Genomic DNA, 20,118 nt, shown 5'->3' on the forward strand with positions numbered 1-20,118 from the left:
CCCGGCTTCAGGTCCCCAGCGCCGCTCGTATCTTGCCGGCGTTCTCAGCCAACACTTCTGGCTTCTCCATCTGGCCGCTATGCGGCTTCAAGGGGATGCCCTCGAAGCGTGGAATGATGTGAACATGGAGGTGAAAGACGGTCTGGCCCGAAGCAGGCTCGTTGAACTGCATGACTGTGACACCATCGGCATCGAAGGCCTTTTTTACTGCCCGCGCAACGTTCTGGACATTTGCGAAGAGCGGGCCGAACACTGCCGGATCGGCATCGAGCAGGTTGCGCGACGGCGCCTTCGGCACAACCAGCGTATGACCCGGCCCTTGCGGCATCAAATCCATGAAGGCGACAACTGCGTCATCTTCATAGACGCGATGCGACGGGATTTCACCGCGCAGGATTTTCGCGAAGATATTGTTGCTGTCGTAGGTGGCTTCGGCCATGGCGTGCGCTCCGGATTGTGCCTTGCTCTACCGTATCGACCCGAAAATCGGAATCGATTTTCGGAAGTACGATGCGGAGATTCAAAGTGTTAGAGCGTACTTTGTGCGTCCAATTGGACGCACGTCGCCCTAATTGTCCGCCATATCCTTGCGGAACGGCGTGTGCTCTTCAAGATAGTCGCTCATCCGCTCCACTTCGCGCCGCTCGCGCCTGAGATAATCGGCGACCGCGTTGCGCAAGCCCGGATGCGCGATGTAATGCGCGGAATGCATGGTCACCGGCCTATAGCCGCGCGCCAGCTTGTGCTCGCCTTGCGCGCCCGCTTCGACCACTTTCAGCTTACGGTCGATCGCGAAGTCGATCGCCTGGTGATAGCAGACCTCGAAATGCAGGAACGGATGGTCTTCGATGCAGCCCCAGTTGCGGCCGTAGAGCGCATCGGAACCGATGAAATTGATAGCGCCGGCAATGTAGCGTCCATTGCGCTTGGCCATCACCAGCAGGATGTCGTCGGCCATGCGCTCGCCGATCATCGAGAAAAACTCGCGGCTGAGGTAGGGCCGCCCCCATTTTCTGCTGCCGGTATCCATGTAGAAGGCAAAGAAGTCGTCCCAGATCCTTTCGGTGAGATCCCTGCCGGTCAGCCAGTCGATCGAAATGCCGTGAGCGAGCGCCTCGCGCCGCTCCTTCTTCATTGCCTTGCGCTTGCGCGATGCCAGAGTGGCGAGAAAATCGTCGTAGGTCGAATAACCTTCATTGAAGAAGTGGAACTGCTGGTCGGTGCGGTGCAGGAAGCCCGCCGCTTCCAGCGCCCCGACATCCTTCTGCTGCGCGAAGGTTACGTGCGCGGAAGAAACGCCGAGCTTGTCGGTCACCGCCTTCAGGCCTGCTGCCAAGCCGGCTTTCACGGCGCGACTGTCCTCGCCCTTGTTGACCAGCAGGCGAGGACCGGTGACCGGCGTGAACGGCACGGCGCATTGCAGTTTTGGGTAGTAACGCCCGCCGGCGCGCTCGAACGCATCCGACCAGCCGTGATCGAAAACATACTCGCCCTGGCTGTGCGATTTCAGGTAGCAGGGAACGGCACCGAGCAGCTTTCCCTGCGCTGTCTCCAGCCTGAGATGATGGCCCTGCCAGCCGGTGCGCCGCACGGCGCAGCCCGAATCCTCAAGCGCGCTCAGAAAAGCGAATGAAACGAGGGGGTTGTAGCCGTTTTCTGTATCGCCGCGTGCGGTACCGCCGAGGCCATCCCATTCCGCGCAGGTGAAGGCTCCGATGCCGGAGGCAACCCGAATCGCATACGCTCCATTCGCCGTTTGCCCGTCGCCTTCATCGCCTTGATCCATGAGGCTTATTTAAGCTCCGTGCCGGTCCATGCAAGCTCGGTTTCAAGCGACCTGTACAAGATCGGGTTCGAATCCTTCGAATGTCATTTGGTCGGCGTATCTAAAGGTCAAGTCGACGGCCGGTTGGTCGAGCACGGTCCAGGTGATGACCGGCATTTTGAGCCTTTCGCGCACGAAACTGACAAACCGGTTCGGCAGGTCGCCGGCGGCGTAGGAGGCGAAGGCGATGTCGTGCGCCAGCATGGCGAAATGCGCCTCGATCAGCTTGACGTCATTGCCATAAGCGGTCAGCCCGCCCGGAATGCCGGGCGCGTGTTTCGGGAAATCGCGGATCAGCCAGTGGTCGAACGACATGATCGCCGCCTTGCCCTTGTAGTGCTTGAGCATCTTGCCGACGCTTTCCACCAAGCCTTCGTCCCGGCCGGGGACCCCTTTCAGCTCGACGACCATCGGCACACGACCATCGACCAGGTCGAGTGCCTGCTGCAGAGTCGGCAGATGGTCTGATGTGCCGCCAACCCTGAGCGCCGTCATCTCCGCTGCCGTTCGCTGCCAGACGAAGCCGTCCTGGCCGGTCAGCCGCTTCAGATCGCTGTCGTGAATGACGACCGGGATGCGGTCAGACGACAGATGCACATCGCATTCGATCGCATAGCCGCGTTCGGCTGCCGCGGCAAAGGCGGAAAGCGTGTTCTCCCAGCGCGTCTTGTTCATGTCGTGGAGCCCGCGATGGGCAACGGGTCTGGCGGTCAGCCAGGAAAGATCGGTCATGACAGGCTCATTCGACTTCGAAAATGGCTTCGATTTCCACTGCGGCATTAAGCGGCAGGGAGGCGGCGCCGACGGCGGAGCGGGCATGTTTGCCGTGATCGCCGAGCACTGCAACCAGAAAATCCGAGGCGCCGTTGGCAACCAGGTGCTGTTCGACAAAATCCGGCGCCGAGGCGACGAAGACGGTGATCTTCACCAGGCGGCGGATTTTCTCGAGATCGCCAAGGGCTGCCTTGGCCTGCGCCAATATGTTGATCGCGCAGTATTTTGCCGCTTCCTTGCCGCTTGCGGTGTCGACATCGCGGCCGAGCAGCCCGCTCGCCTGCAGCTTGCCCTCGCTGAGCGGCAGCTGCCCGGCGGTGAACAGCAGATTGCCCGACCTGGAATAGGGCACGTAGTTGGCGGCGGGCGCGGCGGCGACCGGAAGCGTCACGCCGAGATCGCTTAGCCGCTTTTCGATTGTTTCACTCATGGTATTTCCCTATTGCTTGATGACGCCGCGCAGGCCGGGCCGAAATTGCTATTTTTGCCTCGCTTCCGCCACGACTTTTTTTAAGCTGGACCCTCTTTCCCTGCGGCCTGCCATCAGGCGCGATGATCGGAGCCCCTCATGCGCGCAACACGCCTCGCATTCCACGCCGTCCTGCTGCCGGCGGTGTTCTCGATGGCGCCGGCTTTTGCCGTACCGGTGCTGCAGGCGCATCGCGCGGTTTATGATCTGAGCCTGGACAAAGCCTCCGATCGCTCCGGCATCACCGGCATTTCCGGCCGCATGGTCTATGAGTTCAACGGTTCGCCTTGCGAAGGCTACACGGTGAAGTTCCGCTTCGTCACCCAGATTGCCACCAACGACAATGCAACAAAGCTGACCGACCAGCAGACGACCACTTTCGAGGACGCCGAAGGCAAGACGTTCTCGTTCGTGACAAAATCCTTCGTCGACCAGAACCTCGACAAGGAGGTCAAGGGCACCGCGACGAAGGAGGCGAAGGGCCTCAAGGTCGACATCGACAAGCCGGAGAAGAGCAGCCTTGAACTCGCCGCCACCCAGTTTCCGACCCAGCATCTGGCCGAACTGATCGACAAGGCCGAAAAGGGCGAAAATTTCTACGAAACCAACCTGTTCGACGGCTCGGAAGATGCCGACAAGGTGATGACCACCACCGTCGTCGTCGGCAAGAAAGCCGATGCCGACAAGGCTGATCCGGAAGCGCCGGCACTGGCGAAACTCGCCACCGACAAATACTGGCCAGTCGACATCGCCTATTTCGACGGCACCGACAAGTCAGGCGAGGAGGTGCCGGAGTACCGGATCAGCTTCAAGCTGCATGACAACGGCATCACGCGCGACCTCGTCATGGACTATGGCGAGTTCTCGATGACCGGCAAGCTGGTCAATCTGTCGTTGTTCGATCAGTCGAAAGCCTGTCCGCCGAAATAGGCTTCAGGTTAACCACGCCTGCAAGGCGGCGGCGAATGACTTGAACACGCCGCAATTGCATCTCAACTTCTACGCCGATGGGTCGATCGGGGGGTGGGTTGAGCAGAATCGATGTGTTCGTGGCGCCGAGGCCCAATCCGGCGCTGATCAGGATCATGACTGTAGTCAACCGGGTTGTCATGCTGCATGGCATTCCCGGGTTTCGCGACCTGTTGCCGTTCAACCGCCTGGCCGGATTGCGCGGCGTCGCCAATGTCCGTCATATCGACTTTCCCGACGACGACCGGCAGCGGCTGAAGGCCTGTTGCGGCGCCGGCAAGGCGACGTTCATCACGCCCAACCATCCGGAATTCTTTACCGACTGGATGATCGACAAGGAGATCGTCTCTCAGGTCAGTCCGCTCGCGGCATCCTGGGCCACGCATGGCGTCGTCAACGGCCTCGGCCGGATCATGCAGAAATTCTGGCTGGCCAACAATCTGATCGCCCAGATTCCCGGCAACAGTGGGGCTGCCAAGGAACACTCGATCGCCTGGGCGCTGAAGGGGCATGGTGTTCTCTTGCATCCTGAAGGCGGCGTCGGCTGGCATGCCAATGTCGTCGGTCCGCTTCTTCCGGGGGCGGTCGAGATGGGGTTCGAAGCGCTCAAGCGCGGTCGCGCCACGGATCAGGATTCTAGGGTTTGGATCGCGCCGGTTGTCTGGAAGCTCGCCTTCACCAAAAATGTCGAGCCGGCGCTGGCGCAGGAATGCGCCTATGTCGAGAAGAGCCTGAAGATCGAACGCCGTGCCGCCGATACGCTGCCGGAGCGCGTCCACCATATCTATGCGACGCTGCTGTCGCGCGATGAGATTGCCTGTGGCATGGTGCCCGACGAACGGGCTTCGTATGCAGCGCGTCAGACGCAACTGCTGCTCGAATTGAGCCGGCGCCTGGGGGAGGGTATTTCGGTCGATCCCAGCGCCAACGAGTTCGCCGAGCTTTTGCGCCGGTCGCGCCGCTGGCTGCGGGAAAACACCGGCGACGCTGAGAGACAAAAACAGGTCCGCACTCTGGCGGACACGATCCAGCGTCTCCAACGCGTCGGACCGTGGGCCTCAGCCAACTCGCGCATTACGCAAGAGGAGATCGCCGAACATCTGAAGCGCATCCGCAACGACTATTGCAAGGGCACGCTGCGCGACACGATCAACCGCTTCGTGCCGCAGCCGGCCGGGCCGCGCTGCGCGCATATCCGGGTGCCGGAACCGTTGGGATTGCACGCCTTTCCGGGCTCGATCGACGATGCGCTCGCCGAACTGCACAGCCGTCTGCAGGCGGCTGTCACCACGACAGTAGCCGAACTCGAAGCCGCCGGCGGCTTCATTTTCTATCCGAATCCCTTCTATCATCGCTAACGTTTGGATCCTGGCCCCAGGTGAACTGCGGCTCCGCTGGTCGGCGCAAGATGAAGGAGTGCGGCAAGCCTCATGGCGGTTTATGTCGACGCGGCGATCTGGAAATGGGTCGGCCACCGCTGGTGTCACCTGCTGGCCGACGACACCGATGAGCTGCATCGTTTTGCAGCACAGCTCGGCATCAAGCGTTCGTCCTATCAGGGACCGCCGAAGACATCGGCGCCGCATTATGACATAACCGGCTTCGAGCGCGACCGCGCGGTGCGGCTAGGCGCCATCGAATGCAGCCGCGAAGAGATCGTTGCTGTTTTCCGGCGTGTCCGGGTGCCGAAGGGGAAGATACGACCATGACGTTGACGGCATTTCTGGCTTACTGCGCTGCGATCACATTTGCCGCCGCCACGCCTGGCCCGGCGGTATTCACTGTCATTACCAACGGCGTCTCGCGCGGGTTCGTTCGCGCGTTCCTGGCTGGCCTCGGTATCGCCGCTGGCGACGCGGTGCTGGTGACTTTGGCGCTGCTCGGTCTGGTGGCACTGGCACAGACCTTCGAATGGGTTTTTCTCATTCTGAAATATGCGGGTGCTGCCTATCTGATGTTTCTTGGCATCAGGATGTGGCTATCGGCTTCCGCGCGATCGAATGGACTGGAGGTAACGCAGGCAAGACTGTCTCGATCGTTTTACCTCGGCATCTCCATCGCATTGGGCAACCCCAAGGCGATCCTGTTCCACGCCTCCATCATGCCGTTGATCCTCGATCTCAACGCAATGACCTTCGCTGAGGGGCTGCTCGTGGTTGCGGTCGTGATCGGCGTCAACATTATCACTATGGGCGTCTATGCGGTGCTTGCCGGGCAGGCTTCGAGCTGGTTCAAGACGCCAAGGCGGATGCGCTTGATGAACAGGTTTGCCGGCGGCGCCATGATCGGCACCGGTGCGCTGATCGCCGCACGCTGAGCCGCAAGACACTGCAGCGCTTGCGTTTGCCGCGCATCCCCTCTATATGCGCGCTCATTCCACACACGGACTTTGGTGTCTGCCCGGGAGAAATCCGGCTGAAACCTCCGGTGGCGTTCGAGGACAAAGTCCAGAAATGCCTGTGTCCGTGGAGGCTAACCGGAAAGGATACTCAAGAATGGCTCTGCCTGATTTCAGCATGCGCCAGCTTTTGGAAGCTGGCATTCACTTCGGCCACCAGACTCACCGCTGGAACCCGAAGATGGCGCCCTATATCTATGGCGCCCGCAACAACATCCACATCATCGACCTCTCGCAGACGGTGCCGCTGCTGCACCAGGCGCTGAAGCAGGTTTCCGACACCGTCGCCAAGGGTGGCCGCGTGCTGTTCGTCGGCACCAAGCGCCAAGCGTCCGACATCGTCGCCGACGCTGCGCAGCGCTCGGCCCAGTACTATGTCAACTCCCGCTGGCTCGGCGGCATGATGACCAACTGGAAGACGATCTCGAATTCCATCCAGCGCCTGCGCAAGCTGGACGAGATGCTGGCCGGCGAGGCCCAGGGGCTCACCAAGAAGGAGCGCCTCAACCTCGATCGCGAGCGCGAGAAGCTCGACAAGGCGCTGGGCGGCATCAAGGACATGGGCTCGACCCCCGACCTGATGTTCGTGATCGACACCAACAAGGAAGCGATCGCCATCCTTGAGGCCAAGCGCCTCGGCATCCCGGTCGTCGCCATCATCGATTCCAACTGCGACCCGGACAAGATCGATTTCCCGATCCCTGGCAATGATGACGCGGCCCGTGCCATCCAGCTCTATTGCGATCTGATCGCCAAGGCTGCAATCGACGGCATCGCTCGCCAGCAGGGCGCGCTCGGCGTCGACGTCGGCGCTTTGGCCGAGGCTCCGGTCGAGCCGGCACTCGAGCCGACGCCGACCGCCGAGACACCGGCCGCCCAGACACCGGAAGCGTAACAGCGAAGGCCGGTTTCGGCCTTCATCTTTCTCATATTTTGGCGCGCTAAGCGCTGGCGCCAGGCGCATCATCGAGGACCGGTGGTGCGTCGGTGCATTTTAAACAAAGAGGCGACAATGAGCATTTCGGCTGCACAGGTCAAAGAACTCCGCGACTTGACCGGCGCGGGCATGATGGACTGCAAGGCGGCGTTGAACGAGACCAACGGCAACATGGAAGAGGCCGTCGACTGGCTGCGCAAGAAGGGCATTTCCAAGGCCGACAAGAAGGCCGGCCGTACCGCGGCCGAAGGCCTGATCGGCGTCGATTCCGGTATCCGCGAGGCGGCGGTCGTCGAGGTCAACTCCGAGACCGACTTCGTTGCCCGCAACGCCGCTTTCCAGGAGATCGTCGCCAACGTCGCCAAGGTCGCGCTCGCCTATGGCGGCAAGACCGAGGCCGTCGCAGCCGCACCGTATCCGGGTTCGGACAAGTCGGTCGCCGACACCATCAAGGATGCTGTCGGCACGATCGGTGAGAATCTTGGCTTCCGCCGTTCGGCCAAGCTCACCGTAGAGCACGGCGCTGTCGCAACCTACGTCCACAATGCGGTTGCCGACGGCCTTGGCAAGCTCGGCGTGCTGGTCGCCATCGAGACGACAGGCAACGCGCAGACGGCCAACGCATTTGCCCGTCAGGTCGCTATGCATGTCGCCGCCACCAACCCGATGGCGCTGACGACGGAGCAGCTCGATCCGGCCGCGGTCGAGCGCGAGAAGGCGATCTTCGCCGACCAGGCGCGCCAGTCCGGCAAGCCGGAGGCGATCATCGAGAAGATGGTCGAGGGCCGTCTGCGCAAGTTTTACGAAGAGGTCGTGCTGCTCAAGCAGGCTTTCGTGCTCAATCCCGACATCACCGTCGAGAAGGCGCTAACGGATGCCGAAAAGGAAATCGGCGCACCGGCCAAGATCACTGCCTATCTGCGCTTCGCGCTCGGCGAGGGCATCGAGAAGGAAGAAACCGATTTCGCGGCGGAAGTCGCGGCGGCGGTCAAGAAGTAAACCGCACTCTATTTTCTGAAAAAACTTTACGGCCGGGTGTCCGCGAGGATGCCCGGCCGATTTCTTGCGCGGTATCGATGAAGGCCAGGCTGTCGGCGGTAAGCCGGCTGGCTATCTGCCGGATCTGCTCGTGCCCGGATCTGATCGTGCAAGATGCATTTGCCGGCGTAAGCTAACGACTGGAAGAGAGTTTTCCGGTTCGGGCGCCGCGTGACATCGCGGCGCCCTTCGTGTATCGGAACCCAATGTTTCGGGCAGCGTCTGCGCGGCGGCAGCCCGAGGCGCGTCACACGCACGATAATGAGGACCAGATGACGGTGAAGCCCCTCTACCGACGTGTCTTGCTGAAAGCGTCGGGCGAAGCGTTGATGGGCGAGCAGCATTTCGGCATCGACGTGTCGGTAGTCGATCGCATCGCCGCCGACATCGCCGAGGCCCGCGCCCTGGGCATCGAAGTCGGCGTCGTCATCGGCGGCGGCAACATCTTTCGTGGCGTGGCCGTTGCTTCCAAGGGAGGTGACCGGGTCACCGGTGACCACATGGGCATGCTCGCCACCGTCATCAACTCGCTGGCGCTGCGCACTTCGCTGAACAAGATCGGCGTCGACGCGGTGGTGCTGTCGGCAATCGCCATGCCTGAGCTTTGCGAGAGCTTTTCGCAGCGCCAGGCGACCGCCTACATGAACCAGGGCAAGGTTGTCATCTTCGCCGGCGGCACCGGCAATCCGTTCTTCACCACCGATTCGGCCGCGGCGCTGCGCGCGGCGGAAATCGGCGCCGACGCACTGTTCAAGGGCACTCAGGTTGACGGCGTCTATTCGGCCGATCCCAAGAAGGACCCAAACGCGACACGCTTTGAGCGCATCAGCCATGGCGAAGTCATAAAACGCGGTCTTTCGATCATGGATACGGCCGCGATTGCACTTGCGCGCGAAAACAACATTCCGATAATCGTCTATTCGATCCACGAGAAGGGTGGTTTCGGTGATATTCTGAGGGGCGGCGGCCGTTGCACGGTCGTCACGGACGACTGATCGGGAGCCCGATCCCGAACCGAAGGTTTCCCGTAGGCGAAAAGCGGGAACCGGTTTTCGGATTGAGGCTTGAATACGGGGTTACCCCTGAACAGTGAACCCGGGCTAACGGGTCGAGGAGATGATGATGAGTGGCGAATACGATGATCTCAAACGGCGCATGGACGGGGCGATCGCTGCGTTCAAGCACGATCTGGCTTCGCTGCGGACCGGCCGCGCTTCAAGCAACCTGCTCGACGCGATCCAGGTGCAGGCCTACGGCACCACCATGCCGATCAACCAGGTGGCAAACGTGTCGGTGCCGGAGCCGCGCATGATTTCGGTTTCGGTCTGGGACAAGTCGATGGTCGGTGCGGTCGATCGCGCCATCCGTGAATCCAATCTCGGCTTCAATCCGATCGTCGATGGCACCAATCTCAGAATTCCGCTGCCCGAACTTAACGAACAGCGCCGCAAGGAGCTGGTTAAGATCTCGCATGGCTATGCCGAGAATGCGCGCATCGCCGTGCGCCACGTGCGCCGGGACGGCATGGAGTTTCTCAAAAAGGCGGAAAAGGACGGCGATATCAGCGAGGACGATCATCGCAAGCGGTCCGACCAGGTCCAAAAGCTCACAGACGAGATGATCGGCACCATCGACCATCTGCTTTCCGATAAGGAAGCAGAAATCATGCAGGTTTAAGGGTAGGTGACCGACCCGAAAGCGAGACTATGACAAGCCCCGCGCATGTCGCGATCATCATGGACGGAAACGGACGCTGGGCCAAGGCGCGCGGCCTGCCACGGCTTGCCGGCCATCGTGCCGGCGTCGAGGCGCTGCGCAACACGGTGCGCGCCGCTCCTGGCCTCGGCATCTCCTTCCTGACCGTCTACGCCTTCTCGTCGGAAAACTGGTCGCGGCCGAAGTCCGAAGTCAGCGACCTGATGGGCCTCTTGAAAATCTTCATCCGCCGCGATCTCGCCGAGCTGCACCAAAACGGCGTGCGGGTCAGGATCATCGGCGACAGGGCAGGGCTGCAGCCTGACATCAGGACCCTGCTTGAAGAGGCCGAAACGCTCACCGTCCAAAACGACGCGCTGACCCTGGTTATCGCTTTCAACTATGGCGGACGCGACGAGATCGTGCGCACGGCGCGCAAGCTTGCCTCGGCGGTGGCGCGCGGCGAGCTCGACAGCGAGGCGATCACGGCCGAATCCTTTGCCGGCTCTCTCGACACCCAGGGTATTCCAGATCCGGAACTGGTCATCCGCACCAGCGGCGAGCTCAGGCTGTCGAATTTCCTTCTGTGGCAAGCGGCCTATAGCGAGCTTGTCTTCCTGCCTTGCTACTGGCCCGATTTCAGCCGCGAGCATCTGGCCGACGCATTGCGCGACTTTGCCAGTCGCGAGCGCCGTTTCGGCGGGCTTGGCGCTCAAGACGTCGCCGTGACGGCCAAGGGATGAGCAACCTCCAGCTTCGCGTCATTTCTGCCGTCGTGCTTGCGGTCGTCACACTCGGCCTGACCTGGCTTGGCGGACTGCCCTTCCGGTTGCTTTGCGCCGCCATGACGATCCTGATCTTCTACGAATGGACGCGAATGTGCCGCCCGGTCGCCGCCACGGGTCTTGGTTTTCTGCCGGAGGCGCTGCTTCTGGTTTTCGTCGGCGGTTTGGTCGCCGGCCTGCCGGCGTCATGGCTGCTGCTACTTGTGGCAGTGATGGTCGTAGTCACCGCGGTCGTGGATTCGATGCGCCAGACTTCGACGGGCCAGACTTCGATGCATCAAACGGGACAGTGGGACGCGTCCGGCCTCGCCTATGCCGGCATTTCCGGCCTGTCACTTGCCCTTTTGCGCGACGGCGACCATCCCGGCCTCGTCGCCATTCTGTTCCTGTTCGCGGTGGTTTGGGCGACCGACGTATCAGCCTATTTCGTCGGCCGCGCTGTCGGCGGTCCGAAGCTGGCGCCATCGATCTCGCCTGGCAAGACCCAGAGCGGGGCGCTCGGCGGCGCTGTCGGCGGCGTGGTTGCCGGGCTGCTTTTGGCCGCTGCGGCCGGAGCCGGCAATCTCGCAGTGCTCGGCGTCGTTGCACTCGTGCTTTCGCTGGTCTCCCAGGCTGGCGACCTTTTCGAATCATGGGTGAAGCGCCGCCACAACCGCAAGGATTCGGGCACGCTGATACCAGGCCATGGCGGCGTCATGGACCGGGTCGACGGGCTTGTCGCAGCGGCTTTCGCCCTGTACGTCATCGGCTGGATTTCGGCGACCGCCGACCATCCGGCACAGGGGTTGTTTCCAGCTTGATCGGCATTGATTCCGGGCCTGGTTTCTTGAACTGCGCGGGATGCGCCATGGATTCGCCTGGATTGATGCCACAGTCGCGGTACGACCGTGCTGCGGACGAATTTTGAGGATATGAGTTGAACGAGATTCTTCACGCGGTTTTCAGCACGGAAGGCTTTGTCCTTGGCACGCTGGTGCCGTTCCTGTTCGTGCTGACCGTAGTCGTGTTCGTCCACGAGATGGGCCATTATCTCGTCGGTCGCTGGTGCGGCATCGGCGTAAAGGTCTTTTCTATTGGCTTCGGCCCGGAACTCTTCGGCTTTAATGACAGCCATGGCACGCGCTGGAAACTCTGCGCCATTCCACTCGGCGGCTACGTCAAATTCGTCGGCGACATGAATGCCACCTCGAGCCAGCCCAGCTCGGAGGAGCTCGAAACGCTGACCGATGCCGAGCGCAAAGTTGCGTTTCATACGCAGCCGGTCTGGAAGCGCGCGGCGACTGTGGTGGCCGGCCCGCTGTTCAATTTCCTGCTGACGATCGCCGTCTTCGCGGTGCTGTTTACCGCCTATGGCCGCCCCGTGATGGAGCCGATGGTGGCTGAAGTCACCGCCGACAGCCCAGCGGCACAGGCCGGCATCCTGCCCGGTGACCGATTCGTCAGCGTCGACGGCAGCAAGGTCCAGACCTTCGCCGACGTCCAGCGCCGGGTCTCGGGCCGCGGCGGCGACGCCATCACCTTTGTCATGTTGCGCGACGGCAAGGAGATCACGGTTACGGCGACGCCGCGATTGATGGAACAGGAGGACGCGCTGGGCAACAAGGTCAAGGTGGCCGTGATCGGCGTCGTCAACAACCAGGAGTTCGGCCAACCCCGCCTGATCACCTACAGCCCGGCTGGCGCACTGGCTGCCGCGGTCCAGGAAACCGGCCACATCATCCAGGGTACAGGCCAGTTCCTGCAGCGTTTCGTCGTCGGTCGCGAAGACAAATGCCAGCTGGGCGGCCCAATCAAAATCGCAAAGATGTCGGGGCAGGCGGCAAAACTGGGCTTCGACTGGCTTGTGCAACTTGTTGCGCTGTTGTCGGTCGGGATCGGTATTCTCAACCTTTTGCCGATTCCTCCCCTCGACGGCGGCCATCTCCTGTTCTACGGCGTGGAGGCCGTCATTCGGCGACCGGTGTCGGAACGGATGATGGAGATGGGTTACAGAGTTGGCCTGCTTCTCGTCTTGGGCTTCATGGGGTTCGTTTTCTGGAACGACCTGTTTGGATGCTGAAATCATGAAGAAATTTGGCTTCGGCACAGCCAATGTTGAGACGCCGTTTACCATGCATGGGGATATGCGTGACGCGAAAGCCACGCAACAGGGTTAAGTAAATACAAATTAACCAGGAGCCTTGCGTGTAGGGAAAATCCGGTTAATACGGTGGGGGAAATTACCGCACGTCCGGTTTTCTCGCCGTGGGGACTTCGAGAAAAGGTACAAAAGCCCGATGAAGGCAGCATCCAAGTTTCTGAGCGCCGCGTCCGCGGTGGCCCTGTCCGCCGCCCTGGTCGTACCAGGTGCGCTCGCAGTGCAGTTCGTTGCCACATCGGCGGCCGAGGCCGCTGTTGTTTCAAGAGTTGAAGTCAGCGGCAATCAGCGGGTCGACGCCGACACGATCCGCAACTACGTCACGATCAAGCCCGGTAAGCCCTTTTCCAGCTCCGATATCGACGATGCGGTCAAGGCGCTGTTCGGCACTGGGTTGTTCTCGGACGTCCAGATCAACCAGGTCGGTTCGTCGCTGGTAATCAAGGTTTCCGAATATCAGGTCGTGAACCAGGTGCTGTTCCAGGGCAACAAGAAGCTTAAGGACAACGCCCTTGCGGCCGCGGTCCAGTTGAAGCCGCGTGGAACGTTCTCGCAGCAGGCGCTCGATGCCGACGTCGAGGCGGTCAAGGCCGCCTACAGGCGTATCGGTCGCGATGACGCCGCCGTGACCACCCAGATCATGGATCTCGGCGACAACCGCGTGAACGTGGTCTTCAACATCAACGAAGGCGGCCGCACGCAGATTGCCGCGATCAATTTCGTCGGCAACAGCGCCTATTCGAGCCGTCGTCTGTCCGACGTCATCTCCACCAAGCGCTCGTCCATCCTTTCGTTCGTGCTGCGCGACGATGTCTATGACGAAGACAAGCTGCGCGCCGACCAGGAGTTGCTGCGCCGTTTCTATTACAACCACGGCTATGCCGACTTCCAGGTGATTTCCGCGGTCGGCGAACTCGATGAGACCACCAACAAATATACGGTGACCATCACCGTACAGGAGGGCGATCGCTACACCTTCGGCGACGTCAGCGTCGAGAGCACGATTCCCGAGGTCGACGCTGCATCGCTGCAGTCGGTGGTCGAGACCCGCAAGGGCGAGGTCTATAACGCCGAGGATGTCGAAGACACCATCATTGCGCTGACCGAGAGGGTCGCCGGTTCCGGCTATCCCTTCGCCCAGGTGACGCCGCGCGGCGACCGCAATTTCGAGAACCGCACGATTTCAGTGGTCTATACGATCGACCAGGGCACCAAGGCCTATGTCGAGCGCATCGAGATTCGCGGCAACGACCGGACACGCGACTATGTCATTCGCCGCGAATTCGACGTGAGTGAGGGCGATGCCTTTAACCAGGTTCTCATTCAGCGCGCGAAGAAACGGCTGGAAGCGCTCGATTATTTTGAGAAAGTCGAGGTTTCCACCGTGCCCGGCTCTGAGCCGGACCAGGTGGTGCTGGTGGTCGACGTGGTCGAGAAATCGACCGGCGAGTTCTCCGTCGGCGCCGGCTATTCGAGCGGTGGCGACACCGAAGGCCCATCCGTCGAAGGATCGATCACCGAACGCAACTTCCTCGGACGCGGCCAGTTCATCAAGCTTTCGGCGGGCGGCGGCAAGAATTCGCGCGACTACAGCTTCTCCTTCACCGAGCCCTATTTCCTCGGGCGGCGCATTGCCGCCGGATTCGATATCTTCAACCGGACCAGGGAATACGACGACTATAAGAGCGAGACCCTAGGCGCGACAGTGCGCTTTGGCCTGCCGATCACCGACGACATCTCGACGCAACTGGCGTACAATATCTCGCAGGAGAAGTATAAGCTCGACGATGGCTGCGATCCACTGGCTGGCTGCGACATCTCTACGGCCGTCCTAAACGGGATTGAGGAAAGCCCATGGCTCAAGTCGTCGGTCAGTCTGGGCCTGGTCTACAACACCATCGACGACATGAAGAATCCGCATGAAGGCATCTTCGCCAATGTCGCCACGGAATTCGCTGGTCTCGGCGGCGACGCCAAATTCGTCAAGGTGACAGCGCGTGGCAGCGTCTACCAGACATTGTCTGAGCAGCTTGATCTGGTTGGTTTGATTTCGGGCGGGGCCGGCCATATACAGGGCTACGGAAATGAGGACCTGCGCATCTTCGATCACTTCCAGAGCAGCGACCGCATGATCCGTGGCTTCGCCTATGGCGGCATTGGCCCGATCGCTGACGACGCCGACGACCATCTCGGCGGAACCACCTATTTCAATGCGTCGGCGGAAGCCCAGTTTCCAATGCCGGTCATCCCTGAGAGCTTCGGCCTGCGCGGCGCGGTGTTCGCCGATGCGGCGACGCTCTATGGCAGCAAGATCGATCCTTCACTGGTCGATCAGTCGACGGTCGACATGCAGTGGCGCGCCTCTGTCGGCGTCGGCCTAATGTGGGCGTCGCCCTTTGGCCCGATCCGCATCGACTATGCGATCCCCGTCCTCAAGGAGGACACCGACGACGTGCAGGAATTCAACTTCGGCATATCTTCCCGCTTCTAATCGGCGGGCAACGATACTTCCGGGCTGTAGGGGTCGGAAGAAAGTAATTCGACACTACAGCGCCGCGCGTCCTCTTGGACGCGCAAAGGACGCTGTAGGACTTTGATTTTGCGCATGATCCTTTCCGAAAATCGATTCCGATTTTCGGGGTCATGCGCTAGCTGGATATAGCTTCTGGAATGACCGATCCGGTGTTCTTCGCGCCATCACGCCGGTATACGGCTGGCGAAGTCGCGAATCTGACCGGCTCGGTGCTTGTCGATTCCGGCCTCTCGGAAATATCGATCGAAGCCTTGGCGCCGGCAAGCGAAGGCGGCGAGCACGCTCTTGTCTTCGTCGATGGCAGGCGCAACTTCGCGCTGATGCAATCGCTGCGGGCAGCGGCGGTTCTCTGTCCCGCCGAATTTGCCGGCAAAGCGCCGGCGGGCATCGCGGTTCTGGTCCATCCGCGCCCGCAACAGGCTTTCGCGATGGTCGGACGCCTTCTTTTCCCGGCGGCCGCGACACCGGCGCCGATGACCGGCGAAACCGGTATCTCGCCGCATGCCCATATCGATCCATCGGCGCATGTCGAGGCCGGCGCGATCGTCGAGGCCGGCGCGATCATCGGCCCCCGCGCTTCCATCGGCAGCGGAACCGTCATCGCTCCTCATGCCGTTATCGGTCCCTCCTGCCAGTTCGGCCGCGACGGCTATGTCGGTCCAGGCGCCAGCATCCAGTACGCGCTGATCGGCAACCGCGTCATCATCCATGGCGGCGCCCGCATCGGCCAGGACGGTTTTGGCTTCGTGGCCGGCGCCAAGGGCCCGGAGCGCGTGCCGCAAATCGGCCGGGTCGTTATCCAGGACGACGTCGAGATTGGCTCGAACACAACGGTCGATCGTGGCGCCATGTCAGACACGATCATCGGTCAAGGCACGAAGATCGACAATCTGGTGCAGATCGCTCACAACGTCCGCATCGGCCGCAATTGCATAATCGCCGGCCTTTCGGGTATTTCCGGTTCCGTAACGGTGGGCGACAACGTCACCATGGGTGGCGGTGTCGGTCTTGCGGATCACCTGACCGTTGGGACTGGGGCCAAGCTTGCTGCAAGAAGCGGGTTCATGAGCAACGTCCCCGCGGGCGAGATTTGGGGAGGGTACCCGGCGCAGCCGATGGCGGAGGCGATGCGGGAGATCGCGGCTCTGCGAAGACTGGCCAAGGCGCGGAAATCGGGCGACGGGGGGAAGAGCTGAGATGGTGGCGGCGACGACGCTCGAGGCGATCGACATATTGGGGCTGATGAAGCTCCTCCCGCATCGTTATCCGTTCCTGATGATCGACCGCATCATCGACATCGATGGCGACGAGTCGGCTATCGGCATCAAGAACGTGACCATAAACGAGCCGCATTTCCAGGGTCATTTCCCGGATCAGCCGGTCATGCCCGGCGTGCTGATCGTCGAGGCGATGGCGCAGACGGCCGGCGCCATCTGCATCCGCAGCCTAGGCACCGAAAAACCGTCGCTGGTCTATTTCCTGACCATCGACAATGCCAAATTCCGTAAACCGGTCGTTCCCGGCGACCAGTTGAAGATCCATGTGAAGAAAATCAAGAAACGCGGCAACCTTCTCAAATTCGCCTGCGAGGCTCTGGTCGACGGCGTCAAGGCCGCGGAAGCCGAGATCTCGGCGATGATGGTCGCGAGCGACTGACGATCGAATGCTTATGAAAATCCAGACAGTCATCCATCCATCGTCGGTCATCGAGGCAGGCGCAAAAATCGGCGAAGGTGTCCGCATCGGGCCATTCTGCCACATCAGCGCCGACGCGGTGCTCGGCGACCGCGTCGAACTGGTCAGCCACATCTCGGTGATGGGCGCGACCACCATCGGTGCGTCGACCAAGGTGTATCCGATGGCGACACTGGGCGCGCCGCCGCAGAATACCAAGCACAAGGGCGGCCGCACCACGCTGGTCGTCGGTGAGAACTGCACGATCCGCGAAGGCGTGACCATGCACCTCGGCACCGATTCCAGCCGCGGCGAGACGACGATCGGTGACAACGGCAACTTCCTTGCCTACGCCCACATCGCCCATGATTGCATTGTCGGCAAGAACGCCACCTTCGCCAATCAGGCGACGTTGGGCGGCCATTGCGAGATCGGCGACAACGTCTATATCGGTGGTCTCAGCGCCGTTCATCAGTTTGTCCGCGTCGGCGACAACGCCTTTCTCGGCGGTTGCTCGGCATTCGTCGGCGATGTCATTCCCTACGCCATCGCCGTCGGCAATCGCGCCAGCCTTCGCGGCCTCAACATCATCGGCCTGAAGCGCGCCGGCCTGCCGCGCTCCGAGATCCACACGCTGCGCAAGGCCTACAGGACGATCTTCGATCGCTCCCGAACCGTCGGCGAAAACGTCGAGTTCGCCAAGGCGGAATTCGCCTCGTCACCGACCGCCATGAAAATCATCGATTTCATCGTCAGTCGCGGCAAGCGGCACTATGCCGTCCCGTCGCTCAAGGCTGGCGACGGCGACGATGCAGATGACGAAGATTGAGGCCACCCGGACGGGCCTTGATCTAGCGCCAGACGCCAAGGTCGGCATCATTGCCGGCGGCGGCAGTTTGCCGGTCGAAGTCGCCAGGGCGCTTGCTGGGCAAGGCAAGTCTCCCTTCGTGGTAATAGTGGCGGGCGAGGTCGACCGCATAGCCGACTTCGACGCCTACGAGCAGGCGACGTTGAGGCTGGAGGATGTCGGCTCACTGCTGCCGACGCTCAAGAACCATCATGTTACCCATCTGGTGACAGCGGGCCATATCACACGCCGCCCCAGGCTGCGCGCCATGCGCCTCAATCTCGGCCTGCTCGCCTGGGTGCCCAGCCTTCTTGTCGGTGTAACCCAAGGCGACGACACCGTGTTGAAACTGTTCGTGCGAAGGGTCGAGCGCAGCGGGATCAAGGTTGTCGGCGCCCATGAGATCGTGCCGGAACTGGTCGCGGCCGAAGGGACGCTGACCAGGGCTGTGCCGCGGAAATCCGACTGGCGCGACATCGAAGCGGCGCATTCGGCGGCAAAGGCCATCGGCGCGCTGGATATCGGCCAGGCGGCTGTTGCGATCGGCGGCCGCGCCATCGCGCTGGAAGGCGTCGAGGGCACTGACGGATTGCTCGATCGAACAAAGCAGTTGCGCGGCCATGGCAGGCTGGCCGGCAGAACGCGCGGCGTCCTGGTCAAATGCGCCAAGCCCGGCCAGGAGTTGCGCGCCGACCTGCCCTCCATCGGCCCGCAGACGGTCGAGGCGGCGCATGCCGCCGGACTTGCCGGCATTGCCGTCGAGGCCGGTCGCTCGCTGGTTCTGGAAGGCCCTACGGTCGTCGCTCGTGCCAATGCGCTCGGCCTGTTCGTGATCGGCCTGCCTGCTGCGGAGCCGGCGCATGGCGACTGAGAAACCGCTGAAGATCGCCATCGTCGCCGGCGAAGAATCCGGCGACCTGCTTGGCGCCGACATCGTAGCGGCGCTGAAGCGCACGACCGGCCGCGAGGTTCGGCTCGTCGGCATCGGCGGCCGGCATTTGCAGGCGCTCGGCCTCTCTCCGCTCTTCGACAGCGGCGAGATCGCGCTGATGGGTCTGAGCGCCATCCTGCGCGACCTGCCGCGCCTGATGCGGCGGATCAGCCAGACGGCCAATGCGGTCGCCGGTGAAAAGCCCGACTGTCTCATCACCATCGACAGCCCGGATTTTTCGCTGCGCGTGGCTAAGAAGGTGCGTGCCGCCGATCCGGCAATCCCGATCGTCCACTATGTCTGCCCGAGCGTCTGGGCCTGGCGGCCGGGCAGGGCGGTGGCGATGAAACCGTATGTCGATCATATCCTCTGCATCTTGCCCTTCGAGGTGAAGGAACTCGCCCGCCTCGGTGGTCCGCCCGGCACCTATGTCGGCCATCGCCTTACGCACGATCCGGGCGTGATCGGCGCTGCCAAGGCGCAAAGCCTGCCGCGCGACCTGTCCGACGATCGTGTGAAGACACTGCTTGTGCTGCCCGGCTCGCGTCGCGGCGAGGTGCGACGGCTAGTCGGCCCGTTCGGCAAGACAATCTCGATCCTGCGCGCACGCGGACACCGCTTGCGCCTGCTGTTGCCGACGGTGCCGCATGTCGCCGACCTGGTCAGGGCTTCGGTGGCAAGCTGGGACGAGAAGCCGGAAATCATCCTTGATCCCGAACGCAAATGGCAGGCCTTCGGCAAAGCCGATGCAGCGCTGGTCGCATCGGGAACGGTATCGCTGGAACTGGCGCTGTCGGGGGTGCCGATGATCTCCTGCTACCGGCTCGATCCGGTCATGCGGATGGCCCAGCGCCTGATCACCGTATGGAGCGCCGCCTTGCCCAATCTCATCGCCGATCGCCCGATCGTGCCGGAAAGCTACAACGAATATGTGCGGCCGCACTATCTGGCGCGGCAGCTGGAGGCGCTTTTTTCCGATACCCCCTATCGCGCATGGCAGAAGGACGGTTTTGCCGAGGTGGCCAGACGCATGGCTGTCGACAGACCTTCCGGCGATATCGCTGCGGGGGTCGTGATGAAGTGTATCAAGCGGTGGTGAATAGTGA

The 20,118-nt window shown here is 61.9% G+C and carries 20 protein-coding genes and 1 pseudogene; 17 read left to right on the forward strand and 4 right to left on the reverse strand.

Features of this window, described 5'->3' with window-relative positions; genetic code table 11:
• Window positions 1–7: 7 nt before the first annotated feature.
• The 4 genes from CIT26_RS12460 to CIT26_RS12475 all read right to left on the reverse strand — a co-directional run bounded on the left by CIT26_RS12460 (window position 8) and on the right by CIT26_RS12475 (window position 3,029).
• Window positions 8–439, reverse strand: coding sequence for an HIT family protein (locus CIT26_RS12460; RefSeq protein WP_095492856.1), 432 nt, complete (start codon window positions 437–439; stop codon window positions 8–10).
• Window positions 440–568: 129 nt separating this feature from the next.
• On the reverse strand, window positions 569–1,786 hold the full coding sequence (locus tag CIT26_RS12465) for a GNAT family N-acetyltransferase (protein ID WP_095492857.1): 1,218 nt from the start codon (window positions 1,784–1,786) through the stop codon (window positions 569–571).
• A gap of 42 nt (window positions 1,787–1,828) precedes the next feature.
• A complete protein-coding gene (locus tag CIT26_RS12470) occupies window positions 1,829–2,557 on the reverse strand; it encodes a glycerophosphodiester phosphodiesterase (protein WP_095492858.1) in 729 nt (242 codons plus the stop codon).
• Between the two features lie 7 nt (window positions 2,558–2,564).
• Window positions 2,565–3,029 carry a RidA family protein gene (locus CIT26_RS12475; RefSeq protein ID WP_095492859.1) on the reverse strand — a complete coding sequence of 155 codons (465 nt, stop codon included), beginning with the start codon at window positions 3,027–3,029 and terminating at the stop codon, window positions 2,565–2,567.
• A gap of 138 nt (window positions 3,030–3,167) precedes the next feature.
• On the opposite strand from CIT26_RS12475, the gene CIT26_RS12480 reads away from it, so the two are divergent.
• The 17 genes and pseudogenes from CIT26_RS12480 (at window position 3,168) to lpxB (ending at window position 20,111) form a co-directional block, all read left to right on the forward strand.
• On the forward strand, window positions 3,168–3,998 hold the full coding sequence (locus CIT26_RS12480) for a cell envelope integrity EipB family protein (RefSeq protein WP_095492860.1): 831 nt from the start codon (window positions 3,168–3,170) through the stop codon (window positions 3,996–3,998).
• Between the two features lie 98 nt (window positions 3,999–4,096).
• Window positions 4,097–5,395, forward strand: a complete 1,299-nt coding sequence (locus CIT26_RS12485; RefSeq protein WP_095492861.1) for a hypothetical protein — start codon at window positions 4,097–4,099, stop codon at window positions 5,393–5,395.
• Between the two features lie 72 nt (window positions 5,396–5,467).
• Window positions 5,468–5,746, forward strand: a complete 279-nt coding sequence (locus tag CIT26_RS12490) for a DUF4031 domain-containing protein (RefSeq protein WP_095492862.1) — start codon at window positions 5,468–5,470, stop codon at window positions 5,744–5,746.
• A complete protein-coding gene (locus tag CIT26_RS12495; RefSeq protein ID WP_095492863.1) occupies window positions 5,743–6,354 on the forward strand; it encodes a LysE family translocator in 612 nt (203 codons plus the stop codon). The genes CIT26_RS12490 and CIT26_RS12495 overlap by 4 nt, the downstream gene beginning before the upstream one ends.
• Before the next feature lie 178 nt (window positions 6,355–6,532).
• Window positions 6,533–7,330, forward strand: coding sequence for a 30S ribosomal protein S2 (rpsB, locus tag CIT26_RS12500; RefSeq protein WP_095492864.1), 798 nt, complete (start codon window positions 6,533–6,535; stop codon window positions 7,328–7,330).
• Window positions 7,331–7,447: 117 nt separating this feature from the next.
• Window positions 7,448–8,371, forward strand: a complete 924-nt coding sequence (gene tsf / locus CIT26_RS12505; RefSeq protein ID WP_095492865.1) for a translation elongation factor Ts — start codon at window positions 7,448–7,450, stop codon at window positions 8,369–8,371.
• A gap of 311 nt (window positions 8,372–8,682) precedes the next feature.
• Window positions 8,683–9,405 (forward strand): UMP kinase, encoded by a 723-nt coding sequence (gene pyrH, locus CIT26_RS12510; protein WP_095492866.1) that lies wholly within the window; start codon window positions 8,683–8,685, stop codon window positions 9,403–9,405.
• Between the two features lie 127 nt (window positions 9,406–9,532).
• The gene (gene frr / locus CIT26_RS12515) at window positions 9,533–10,087 is read left to right on the forward strand and encodes a ribosome recycling factor (RefSeq protein ID WP_077384157.1); all 555 of its coding nucleotides are present in this window, start codon (window positions 9,533–9,535) and stop codon (window positions 10,085–10,087) included.
• A 17-nt stretch (window positions 10,088–10,104) separates the two neighbouring features.
• Window positions 10,105–10,848 (forward strand): annotated as a pseudogene (locus CIT26_RS12520) (isoprenyl transferase); the annotation flags it as partial.
• Entirely contained in the window at window positions 10,845–11,690 is an 846-nt protein-coding gene (locus CIT26_RS12525) for a phosphatidate cytidylyltransferase (protein ID WP_095492868.1), read from the forward strand. The pseudogene CIT26_RS12520 and the gene CIT26_RS12525, both read left to right, overlap by 4 nt.
• A 116-nt stretch (window positions 11,691–11,806) precedes the next feature.
• Entirely contained in the window at window positions 11,807–12,949 is a 1,143-nt protein-coding gene (gene rseP / locus CIT26_RS12530; protein WP_095492869.1) for an RIP metalloprotease RseP, read from the forward strand.
• Between the two features lie 217 nt (window positions 12,950–13,166).
• Window positions 13,167–15,518 (forward strand): outer membrane protein assembly factor BamA, encoded by a 2,352-nt coding sequence (gene bamA / locus CIT26_RS12535; RefSeq protein WP_095492870.1) that lies wholly within the window; start codon window positions 13,167–13,169, stop codon window positions 15,516–15,518.
• Window positions 15,519–15,697: 179 nt separating this feature from the next.
• Window positions 15,698–16,756 carry a UDP-3-O-(3-hydroxymyristoyl)glucosamine N-acyltransferase gene (gene lpxD, locus CIT26_RS12545; RefSeq protein WP_095492872.1) on the forward strand — a complete coding sequence of 353 codons (1,059 nt, stop codon included), beginning with the start codon at window positions 15,698–15,700 and terminating at the stop codon, window positions 16,754–16,756.
• Window position 16,757: 1 nt separating this feature from the next.
• The gene (gene fabZ, locus CIT26_RS12550; RefSeq protein ID WP_095492873.1) at window positions 16,758–17,216 is read left to right on the forward strand and encodes a 3-hydroxyacyl-ACP dehydratase FabZ; all 459 of its coding nucleotides are present in this window, start codon (window positions 16,758–16,760) and stop codon (window positions 17,214–17,216) included.
• 13 nt (window positions 17,217–17,229) lie between these two features.
• On the forward strand, window positions 17,230–18,063 hold the full coding sequence (gene lpxA / locus CIT26_RS12555; protein ID WP_095492874.1) for an acyl-ACP--UDP-N-acetylglucosamine O-acyltransferase: 834 nt from the start codon (window positions 17,230–17,232) through the stop codon (window positions 18,061–18,063).
• Window positions 18,050–18,952 carry an LpxI family protein gene (locus CIT26_RS12560; protein ID WP_095492875.1) on the forward strand — a complete coding sequence of 301 codons (903 nt, stop codon included), beginning with the start codon at window positions 18,050–18,052 and terminating at the stop codon, window positions 18,950–18,952. Before lpxA ends, CIT26_RS12560 begins: the two co-directional genes overlap by 14 nt.
• Window positions 18,942–20,111, forward strand: a complete 1,170-nt coding sequence (gene lpxB / locus CIT26_RS12565; RefSeq protein WP_095492876.1) for a lipid-A-disaccharide synthase — start codon at window positions 18,942–18,944, stop codon at window positions 20,109–20,111. The genes CIT26_RS12560 and lpxB overlap by 11 nt, the downstream gene beginning before the upstream one ends.
• Window positions 20,112–20,118: the final 7 nt, after the last annotated feature.

It is taken from the genome of Mesorhizobium temperatum (genome assembly GCF_002284575.1).
GTDB lineage: Bacteria > Pseudomonadota > Alphaproteobacteria > Rhizobiales > Rhizobiaceae > Mesorhizobium > Mesorhizobium temperatum.